Consider the following 9,581-nt stretch of genomic DNA (forward strand, 5'->3'; position numbering starts at 1 on the left):
GGTAAGCAGAGTTTTTGAAATGTAAGGCCTTTGAATAAGACAAAAGGCTGCCTCATCGCTAACTTTGCAACAGTGCCAAGCTGGCTCGTGAATTCGGAATCAGTCGCGAAACCCTGTATCAATACTTGAGAACGGATCAGTAAATATGCCACGTCGTTCAATCCTGTCCGCCGCCGAGCGCGAAAGCCTGCTGGCGTTGCCGGACACCAAGGATGAGTTGATCCGTCACTACACGTTCAGCGAAACCGACCTCTCCATCATCCGGCAGCGGCGCGGCCCGGCCAACCGGCTGGGCTTCGCCGTGCAGCTCTGTTACCTGCGCTTTCCTGGTGTCATCCTGGGCGTCGATGAGCCGCCGTTTCCGCCCTTGTTGAAACTGGTCGCCGACCAGCTCAAGGTCAGCGTCGAAAGCTGGGACGAATACGGGCAGCGGGAGCAGACCCGGCGCGAGCACCTGGTCGAACTGCAAACGGTGTTCGGCTTCCAGCCCTTTACCATGGGCCACTACCGGCAGGCCGTCCAGTTGCTGACCGAGATGGCCTTGCAGACCGACAAGGGCATCGTGCTGGCCAGCACCTTGATCGAGCACCTGCGGCAGCAGTCGGTCATTCTGCCTGCCCTCAACGCCGTCGAGCGGGCGAGCGCCGAAGCAATCACCCGCGCCAACCGGCGCATCTACGATGCCTTGGCCGAACCGCTGTCGGACGCGCATCGCCGCCGCCTCGACGATCTGCTCAAGCGTCGGGACAACGGCAAAACGACCTGGCTGGCCTGGCTGCGCCAATCGCCCGTCAAACCGAATTCGCGGCACATGCTGGAACACATCGAACGCCTCAAAGCGTGGCAGGCGCTCGACCTGCCTTCTGGCATCGAGCGGTCGGTGCACCAGAACCGCCTGCTCAAGATCGCCCGTGAGGGTGGCCAGATGCCGCCCGCCGACCTGGCCAAGTTCGAGGCGCAGCGACGCTATGCCACCCTGGTGGCGCTTGCCATCGAGGGCATGGCCACCGTCACCGACGAAATCATCGACCTGCACGACCGCATCCTGGGCAAGCTGTTCAACGCCGCCAAGAACAAGCATCAGCAGCAATTCCAGGCGTCCGGCAAGGCGATCAACGCCAAGGTGCGGCTGTTCGGCCGCATCGGCCAGGCGCTGATCGAGGCCAAGCAGGCGGGCCGCGATCCGTTCGCCGCCATCGAGGCCGTCATGTCCTGGGATGCCTTCGCCGAGAGCGTCACCGAAGCGCAGAAGCTTGCGCAGCCCGAGGACTTCGATTTCCTGCACCGCATCGGCGAAAGCTACGCCACGCTGCGCCGCTACGCGCCGGAATTCCTTGCCGTGCTCAAGCTGCGGGCCGCTCCCGCCGCGAAGGACGTGCTCGACGCCATCGAGGTGCTGCGCGGCATGAACAGCGACAACGCCCGCAAGGTGCCCGCCGACGCGCCGACCGAGTTCATCAAGCCGCGCTGGCAGAAGCTGGTCATGACCGACACCGGCATCGACCGGCGCTACTACGAACTGTGCGCGCTGTCGGAGATGAAGAACGCGTTGCGTTCCGGCGACATCTGGGTGCAGGGGTCGCGCCAGTTCAAGGACTTCGAGGACTACCTGGTGCCGCCCGCGAAATTCGCCAGCCTCAAGCAGGCCAGCGAATTGCCGCTGGCCGTGGCCACCGACTGCAACCGGTACCTGAACGACCGGCTGACGCTGCTGGAAACACAGCTTGCCACCGTCAACCGTATGGCGACGGCCAACGAGCTGCCGGACGCCATCATCACCGAGTCAGGCTTGAAGATCACGCCGCTCGACGCGGCGGTACCCGACACCGCCCAAGCGCTGATCGACCAGACGGCAATGATCCTGCCGCACGTCAAGATCACCGAACTGCTGCTGGAGGTGGACGAATGGACGGGCTTCACTCGGCATTTCGCGCATCTGAAATCGGGCGACCCGGCCAAAGACAAGAACCTGTTGCTGACCACGATCCTCGCCGACGCGATCAACCTGGGCCTGACCAAGATGGCGGAGTCTTGCCCCGGCACGACCTACGCCAAGCTGGCTTGGCTGCAAGCCTGGCACATCCGCGACGAAACCTACGGGGCGGCGCTGGCCGATCTGGTCAACGCACAGTTCCGCCATCCCTTCGCCGAGCACTGGGGCGACGGCACCACCTCATCGTCGGACGGCCAGAACTTCCGCACCGGCAGCAAGGCCGAGAGCACCGGCCACATCAACCCGAAATACGGGAGCAGCCCAGGGCGGACGTTCTACACCCACATTTCTGACCAGTACGCGCCATTTCACACCAAGGTCGTGAACGTCGGCGTGCGCGATTCGACCTACGTGCTCGACGGCCTGCTGTACCACGAGTCCGACTTGCGGATCGAGGAGCATTACACCGACACGGCGGGCTTCACCGATCACGTCTTCGCCCTGATGCACCTCCTGGGCTTCCGCTTCGCGCCGCGCATCCGCGACCTGGGCGACACCAAGCTCTACATCCCGAAGGGCGACGCCGCCTATGACGCGCTGAAACCCATGATCGGCGGCACGCTCAACATCAAGCACGTCCGCGCCCATTGGGACGAAATCCTGCGGCTGGCCACCTCGATCAAGCAGGGCACGGTGACGGCCTCCCTGATGCTCCGAAAGCTCGGCAGCTACCCACGCCAGAACGGCCTGGCCGTGGCGCTCCGCGAGCTGGGCCGCATCGAGCGCACGCTGTTCATCCTGGACTGGCTGCAAAGCGTGGAACTGCGCCGCCGCGTGCATGCCGGCCTGAACAAGGGCGAGGCGCGCAATGCGCTGGCCAGGGCAGTGTTTTTCAACCGCCTGGGTGAAATCCGCGACCGCAGTTTCGAGCAGCAGCGCTACCGGGCTAGCGGCCTCAATCTGGTAACGGCTGCCGTCGTGTTGTGGAACACGGTCTATCTGGAACGGGCTGCGCACGCGCTGCGTGGCAACGGCCATGCCGTTGATGACGCGCTGTTGCAGTACCTGTCGCCGCTCGGTTGGGAGCACATCAACCTCACCGGCGATTACCTCTGGCGCAGCAGCGCCAAGATCGGCGCGGGCAAGTTCAGGCCGCTACGACCGCTGCAACCGGCTTAGCGTGCTTTATTTAATGAGATGGTCACTCCCTCCTTCCCAGTACTATGCTGAGGACAGGCTTTCATTCGGAGAACCATCATGGAAAACATTGCGCTTATTGGTATCGATCTGGGTAAGAACTCTTTCCATATTCATTGTCAGGATCATCGTGGGAAGGCCGTTTACCGTAAAAAATTCACCCGACCAAAGCTAATCGAATTTCTGGCGACATGCCCGGCAACAACCATCGCGATGGAAGCCTGTGGCGGTTCTCACTTTATGGCACGCAAGCTGGAAGAGTTAGGGCATTTTCCAAAGCTGATATCACCGCAATTTGTCCGCCCATTCGTTAAAAGCAACAAAAATGACTTCGTTGATGCTGAAGCTATCTGTGAAGCAGCATCACGTCCATCTATGCGTTTCGTGCAGCCCAGAACCGAATCTCAGCAGGCAATGCGAGCTCTGCATCGTGTCCGTGAATCCCTGGTTCAGGATAAGGTGAAAACAACTAATCAGATGCATGCTTTTCTGCTGGAATTTGGTATCAGCGTTCCGCGAGGTGCTGCCGTTATTAGTCGACTGAGTACCCTTCTTGAGGACAGTAGTTTGCCTCTTTATCTCAGCCAGTTACTGCTGAAATTACAACAGCATTATCACTATCTTGTTGAGCAGATTAAAGATCTGGAATCTCAGTTGAAACGAAAGTTGGACGAAGATGAGGTTGGACAGCGCTTGCTGAGTATTCCCTGCGTTGGAACGCTGACTGCCAGTACTATTTCAACTGAGATTGGCGACGGGAAGCAGTACGCCAGCAGCCGTGACTTTGCGGCGGCAACAGGGCTGGTACCCCGACAGTACAGCACGGGAGGTCGGACGACATTGTTAGGGATTAGCAAGCGGGGCAACAAAAAGATCCGAACTTTGTTGGTTCAGTGTGCCAGGGTATTCATACAAAAACTGGAACACCAGTCTGGCAAGTTGGCCGACTGGGTCAGGGAGTTGTTGTGTCGGAAAAGCAACTTTGTCGTCACCTGTGCTCTGGCAAACAAGCTGGCCAGAATAGCCTGGGCACTGACGGCGCGACAGCAAACTTACGAAGCATAAAGGCAGAAATACACCAGTTTAAACAATCATTCATCTGGTTTTGCGAATACTGATATTGATGATACTAACGGCCCACCGGCCTGTTGAGGAACCTGTAAAACGGAAAGGCTCATTGAAGCCGTATATTTTCTGGAGGTTCATCAGGCGCGGAACTCATCGAGGCGCGGGAATAAAATCCCATTCAGACGCCGGATAGATTCAAGCAAGCCAACTTGTCGTCAAAATCGGTGTTGCAAAAACGGGAGTGACCATAGATTCCGTTTTCTGAGGCGACCCCCACATAGAGACCTTCCCGGTCATTCACTTTGTAGAGTTTGTCCCTGGGCTTGAGATTGCGCAGCTTGGTATCGGTCAGCATGTACCTTGTCCTTCTTCGTCTCCGATACCCACTCTATTGTAAACAAGACATTTTTATCTTTTATATTCAATGGCTTATTTTCCTGCTAATTGGTAATACCATGAAAAATACCATGCTCAGAAAAGGCTTAACAATATTTTGAAAAATTGCCTACTGAGCGCTGCCGCACAGCTCCATAGGCCGCTTTCCTGGCTTTGCTTCCAGATGTATGCTATTCTGCTCCTGCAGCTAATGGATCACCGCAAACAGGTTACTCGCCTGGGGATTCCCTTTCGACCCGAGCATCCGTATGAGACTCATGCTCGATTATTATTATTATAGAAGCCCCCATGAATAAATCGCTCATCATTTTCGGCATCGTCAACATAACCTCGGACAGTTTCTCCGATGGAGGCCGGTATCTGGCGCCAGACGCAGCCATTGCGCAGGCGCGTAAGCTGATGGCCGAGGGGGCAGATGTGATCGACCTCGGTCCGGCATCCAGCAATCCCGACGCCGCGCCTGTTTCGTCCGACACAGAAATCGCGCGTATCGCGCCGGTGCTGGACGCGCTCAAGGCAGATGGCATTCCCGTCTCGCTCGACAGTTATCAACCCGCGACGCAAGCCTATGCCTTGTCGCGTGGTGTGGCCTATCTCAATGATATTCGCGGTTTTCCAGACGCTGCGTTCTATCCGCAATTGGCGAAATCATCTGCCAAACTCGTCGTTATGCATTCGGTGCAAGACGGGCAGGCAGATCGGCGCGAGGCACCCGCTGGCGACATCATGGATCACATTGCGGCGTTCTTTGACGCGCGCATCGCGGCGCTGACGGGTGCCGGTATCAAACGCAACCGCCTTGTCCTTGATCCCGGCATGGGGTTTTTTCTGGGGGCTGCTCCCGAAACCTCGCTCTCGGTGCTGGCGCGGTTCGATGAATTGCGGCTGCGCTTCGATTTGCCGGTGCTTCTGTCTGTTTCGCGCAAATCCTTTCTGCGCGCGCTCACAGGCCGTGGTCCGGGGGATGTCGGGGCCGCGACACTCGCTGCAGAGCTTGCCGCCGCCGCAGGTGGAGCTGACTTCATCCGCACACACGAGCCGCGCCCCTTGCGCGACGGGCTGGCGGTATTGGCGGCGCTGAAAGAAACCGCAAGAATTCGTTAACTGCACATTCGGGATATTTCTCTATATTCGCGGTTCAGCAGGCATGTCCCCTTTGAGGGCGACCCGACGACAGGATAATCGACCTTATGGTGCGCAAATATTTCGGCACAGACGGTATTCGTGGCAAAGCCAACGAAGGCGCGATGACGGCGGAAACCGCCTTGCGCGTCGGCATGGCGGCTGGCCGTGTCTTTCGTCGCGGTGACCACCGCCATCGTGTCGTGATCGGCAAGGATACGCGCCTGTCGGGCTATATGCTTGAACCCGCGCTCACAGCCGGTTTCACCTCGATGGGCATGGACGTATTCCTTTTTGGCCCGCTGCCGACAACGTATAGGAAGAATAAACGCCCTTTTCACCCAAGTCCAACAGCTTTGGACCGCAGTTGACTCTTTCGACACCCCTGCGATGCAACCCAATCCGGCTGACGGGGAGCCAGCAACGCTGAAAATTTACCCTCCTCTTTCCCACTAGCGGCTCCTTTTCCGACAACCAGCACGGCGGATCCCTGCCGCGGCGCTGTGAACGCAGCATTTTGATTGGTATCGTTGGCCTTCAGGCTCGTCAGTCAAACAGACCCAGGAGCAGCTCAGCCGGTGGCGCCCGGCTTTCGGGTAACGCCCTGGTCCCGCTGGTTTCGGCTTTGTGCTTCAGGTGATCAAGGATCTGCTTGATCACTATAGGGTCTTCAATGCAGGCGATGACTTTCATGGCGCCGCCGCAGCCGCTGCAGGTCTCGATGTCGATATTGAAAACACGCTTGAGCCGTTGCGCCCATGTCATCGACGCTCGCCGTTGTGCTGGTGTTGCCGGTTCATCAGCCACCCTGACCTTGTTGCCCCTGCCCCGTTTTGCCGGCGTGACCAACGCCCGGTGCCGACTGTTGGGTGCGAACACCCCGTGGAAGCGGGTTAGGTTGACTCTGGGCTTCGGTACCAGGGCGGCCAGCCTTGCAATGAAATCCAATGGTTCGAAAATGACGTGCGTGGTGCCGTCCCGGTACGGCGTCTTGAGCTGGTAGCGCACGTTGCCGCCTCGTGTTAACGACAGCCGCTTCTCGGATACCGCCGGGCGGCTGATGTACCGGCACAGCCGTTCGAGCTTCTTGCGTTCATCGGCCCTGGCCGCCACGCCGGCGTGCAGGCTGGACCCGGCTACCTTGCCAATCCCGTCACCGAACGGATCACCACTGGTCGGCAGAGTTTGCAAAGTGAACACCTTTCGCCCCGCCTGTGAACCGACAGCGATACGGTAAGTGATCGAGTGCCCCAGCAGGGGTGTCATCGGGTCGTCATCCACCGCATCCGAGGCCAGATAGCTGTTTTCGACATCCCGTTCCAGCAGGCCTTGCCGTTCCAGATAGCGACCCACCCGGTGGGCGATGGTGTGCGTCAGCTGGGTGAGCTCTGGGCTGGTCGGCGCCTTGACCCAGCGGAAACGCGCTGAGCCGTGGGATTGCTCGACATACACACCGTCGAGAAACAGCATGTGGAAGTGAACATTCAGATTGAGCGCCGATCCAAAACGCTGGATCAGGGTGACCGCGCCCGTCTTGGCCACTTGGTGGGTATGGCCCGCTTTCTTGACCAGGTGCGTGGCAATGACGCGGTAAACGATGCCCAGCACCCACCCCATGATCTCGGGCCGGCTGGCAAACAGGAAACGCAGCTGAAACGGGAAGCTCAACACCCACTGACGCATGGGTTGTTCAGGCAGTACTTCATCAACCAGCAAGGCGGCACTTTCGGCCATCCGCCGCGCCCCACAGCTCGGGCAGAAACCGCGACGCTTACAGCTGAAAGCGACCAGGTGCTCGGCGTGGCAAGACTCGCAGCGAACCCGTAGAAAGCCATGCTCCAGCCGCCCGCATTGGAGAAATTCTTCAAATTCCCGTTGCACATAGCCCGGCAATTCCTTTCCCTGCTCTGCCATAAGCGCAGCGAATGCCGGGTAATACTCGTCAACGATCTGATAGAGAAGGGTTTGCTCGGGTCGGTGGCTCTGGTAACGACCAGTATCCCGATCCCGGCTGGCCGTCCTGGCCGCCACATGAGGCATGTTCCGCGTCCTTGCAATACTGTGTTTACATACAGTCTATCGCTTAGCGGAAAGTTCTTTTACCCTCAGCCGAAATGCCTGCCGTTGCTAGACATTGCCAGCCAGTGCCCGTCACTCCCACTCGATTGTAAACAAGCACACAAAACCCTTTAGTGACAACAATTTGCAAGAACTATCAGGCTCAGTGCCATGAAAAATACCATGACCAGATCATGAGGTTGAACACGGCTTGCGCCGGCAGCGTTCACGCTCCTGGTCGGCGATCTCGCCCGGCTGCAATGCTAGCTCAGCATCGGTCATGCGCTCCAGCACGTCGCGTAGGCGGATGGTGCAAGGAATGGGCGGCAGCTCGAACTCATAGCCGCCGGCGATCATTTCGGCCGCAATCTCCTCGGTGATGAAAAACGGCTCGTCGTCTTGGTTCGGCTTCTTCATGCCCTTTCCTCCTGGCGCTCATCCTGGCCGACAGCGGCCAGGGCATCGGCTTCCGTCAATGCGTCCTCCACGAACGCGCCGTGCTGCTTCGCTTCGGCCTGGCTGACCTCGGCCCATATCCGTTTCACCTGGGCCGCACTGTACCCGGCCAGCTCGGCGGTCTTGTTGATGCTGTAGCCGGACTTGCGCAGCGCGACAACTTGGGCGCGGCGCTTCGGATCAGCACGGCGGCCCTTGTACCGCCCGGCCTGGCGGGCCAACTCAATGCCTTGGCGCTGGCGTTCGCGCCTGTCCTCGTAGTCGTCGCGGGCCATCTGCAAGGCCAGGCGAAAAAGCATGATCTGCACGGCTTCCAGCACGATCTTGGCGACGCCCTGGGCCTCGGCCGCCAGGTCGGATAGATCGACCACGCCAGGGACGGCCAGGCTTGCGCCTTTGGCCTGTATCGAGGCCACCAGGCGCTCGGCCTCGGGCAAAGGTAGGCGGCTGATGCGGTCGATCTTCTCGGCAATGACCACCTCGCCGGGCTGTAGGTCGCCGATCATGCGCAGCAGCTCAGGCCGGTCGGCGCGTGCGCCGGATGCCTTCTCACGGTAGATGCCGGCGACGTAGTAGCCGGCGGCCTTCGCGGCCGTAGTGATCGCCGCTTGGCGTTCCAAGTCCTGCGCGGCGGTGCTGACGCGCAGATAGACCCGCGCCACCATCGGCGCGGCTACTGGCTTCGTCCTGCGCATACTTGCGGGCTCCTTTGGGCATACGCAAAGTGTCCGGTCATGCTACCCCCGGCCAAAAAGGCCGTCATGCGATTTATCTTGGCCGGGTCGTTATTGGCGGGTCTAAATGGCCGCTCCGTGGATCTCATCGCCAGAAATGGCGATGCGAGATCCAGGGCAGGGCGGCCGCCATCGTCAGACCTGGCGATGGTCGACGCCGGCGCGCATCGTCGGATGTGGCGATGCGAGCTCGAGGTCGGTGGCCACCGCCGGCGACCTGGTGCCATCGTCGGCAATGGCGATGCTGCAGCTCGACGTGCGCGGCCTGGTCGTCTCGGCATCGTCGGATGCGGCGATGCTCGAGCGAGGCGAAAAAAAACCGCCTCGGGGTGTCCGAGGCGGCAAGTCTGCATGCGGTTCAGGGAGGAAGAAACCGCGCCGGCGATCAGGGAGGAAAACCGCGCGGCCTGATGTGCAGCTCGGCCACTTTAGCCGGATTTTTCGACTTATCCGATGCGAGCGGCCCGCCGTGGGCGCTGCTCGATCTGCTGTTGCTTTTTCTCGACGTGCTTCTGCTCCTGGTGCTGCTGCTCGTCGCGCGGCACTGTTGCAAAGTTAGCGATGAGGCAGCCTTTTGTCTTATTCAAAGGCCTTACATTTCAAAAACTCTGCTTACC

The 9,581-nt window shown here is 59.5% G+C and carries 8 protein-coding genes and 2 pseudogenes; 6 read left to right on the plus strand and 4 right to left on the minus strand.

The window, feature by feature from the left end; translation table 11 throughout:
* Positions 1–77 precede the first annotated feature (77 nt).
* The 3 genes and pseudogenes from CHU32_RS27115 to CHU32_RS27125 all read left to right on the plus strand — a co-directional run.
* Positions 78–143: pseudogene (locus CHU32_RS27115) on the plus strand (helix-turn-helix domain-containing protein); the annotation flags it as partial.
* 2 nt (positions 144–145) lie between these two features.
* The gene (locus tag CHU32_RS27120) at positions 146–3,112 is read left to right on the plus strand and encodes a Tn3 family transposase (RefSeq protein WP_103750949.1); all 2,967 of its coding nucleotides are present in this window, start codon (positions 146–148) and stop codon (positions 3,110–3,112) included.
* A 78-nt stretch (positions 3,113–3,190) separates the two neighbouring features.
* Positions 3,191–4,195: an IS110-like element IS5075 family transposase gene (locus CHU32_RS27125; RefSeq protein ID WP_000427619.1), complete on the plus strand. Its 1,005-nt coding sequence runs from the start codon at positions 3,191–3,193 to the stop codon at positions 4,193–4,195.
* 253 nt (positions 4,196–4,448) lie between these two features.
* On the opposite strand, the pseudogene CHU32_RS28740 reads toward CHU32_RS27125, so the two are convergent.
* Positions 4,449–4,553, minus strand: a pseudogene (locus tag CHU32_RS28740) (Arm DNA-binding domain-containing protein); the annotation flags it as partial.
* A gap of 329 nt (positions 4,554–4,882) precedes the next feature.
* On the opposite strand from CHU32_RS28740, the gene sul2 reads away from it, so the two are divergent.
* The gene (sul2, locus tag CHU32_RS27140) at positions 4,883–5,698 is read left to right on the plus strand and encodes a sulfonamide-resistant dihydropteroate synthase Sul2 (protein ID WP_001043260.1); all 816 of its coding nucleotides are present in this window, start codon (positions 4,883–4,885) and stop codon (positions 5,696–5,698) included.
* Between the two features lie 86 nt (positions 5,699–5,784).
* Positions 5,785–6,087 (plus strand): phosphoglucosamine mutase, encoded by a 303-nt coding sequence (locus CHU32_RS27145; protein WP_000251875.1) that lies wholly within the window; start codon positions 5,785–5,787, stop codon positions 6,085–6,087.
* 175 nt (positions 6,088–6,262) lie between these two features.
* On the opposite strand, the gene CHU32_RS27155 is transcribed toward CHU32_RS27145, so the two are convergent.
* The 3 genes from CHU32_RS27155 to CHU32_RS27165 all read right to left on the minus strand — a co-directional run bounded on the left by CHU32_RS27155 (position 6,263) and on the right by CHU32_RS27165 (position 8,925).
* Complete coding sequence (locus CHU32_RS27155; protein ID WP_001120888.1) at positions 6,263–7,756, minus strand: IS91-like element ISCR2 family transposase; 1,494 nt, start codon at positions 7,754–7,756, stop codon at positions 6,263–6,265.
* 210 nt (positions 7,757–7,966) lie between these two features.
* On the minus strand, positions 7,967–8,191 hold the full coding sequence (locus CHU32_RS27160; protein WP_000743213.1) for a hypothetical protein: 225 nt from the start codon (positions 8,189–8,191) through the stop codon (positions 7,967–7,969).
* On the minus strand, positions 8,188–8,925 hold the full coding sequence (locus tag CHU32_RS27165; protein ID WP_103750950.1) for a recombinase family protein: 738 nt from the start codon (positions 8,923–8,925) through the stop codon (positions 8,188–8,190). The genes CHU32_RS27160 and CHU32_RS27165 overlap by 4 nt, the downstream gene beginning before the upstream one ends.
* A 326-nt stretch (positions 8,926–9,251) precedes the next feature.
* Here CHU32_RS27165 and CHU32_RS28485 point away from each other — a divergent pair.
* Positions 9,252–9,581 (plus strand): hypothetical protein (locus CHU32_RS28485; protein ID WP_170868628.1); only part of this gene is annotated, 330 nt, incomplete at its 3' end.

The sequence above is a fragment of the Superficieibacter electus genome (genome assembly GCF_002915575.1).
Taxonomy (GTDB): domain Bacteria; phylum Pseudomonadota; class Gammaproteobacteria; order Enterobacterales; family Enterobacteriaceae; genus Superficieibacter; species Superficieibacter electus.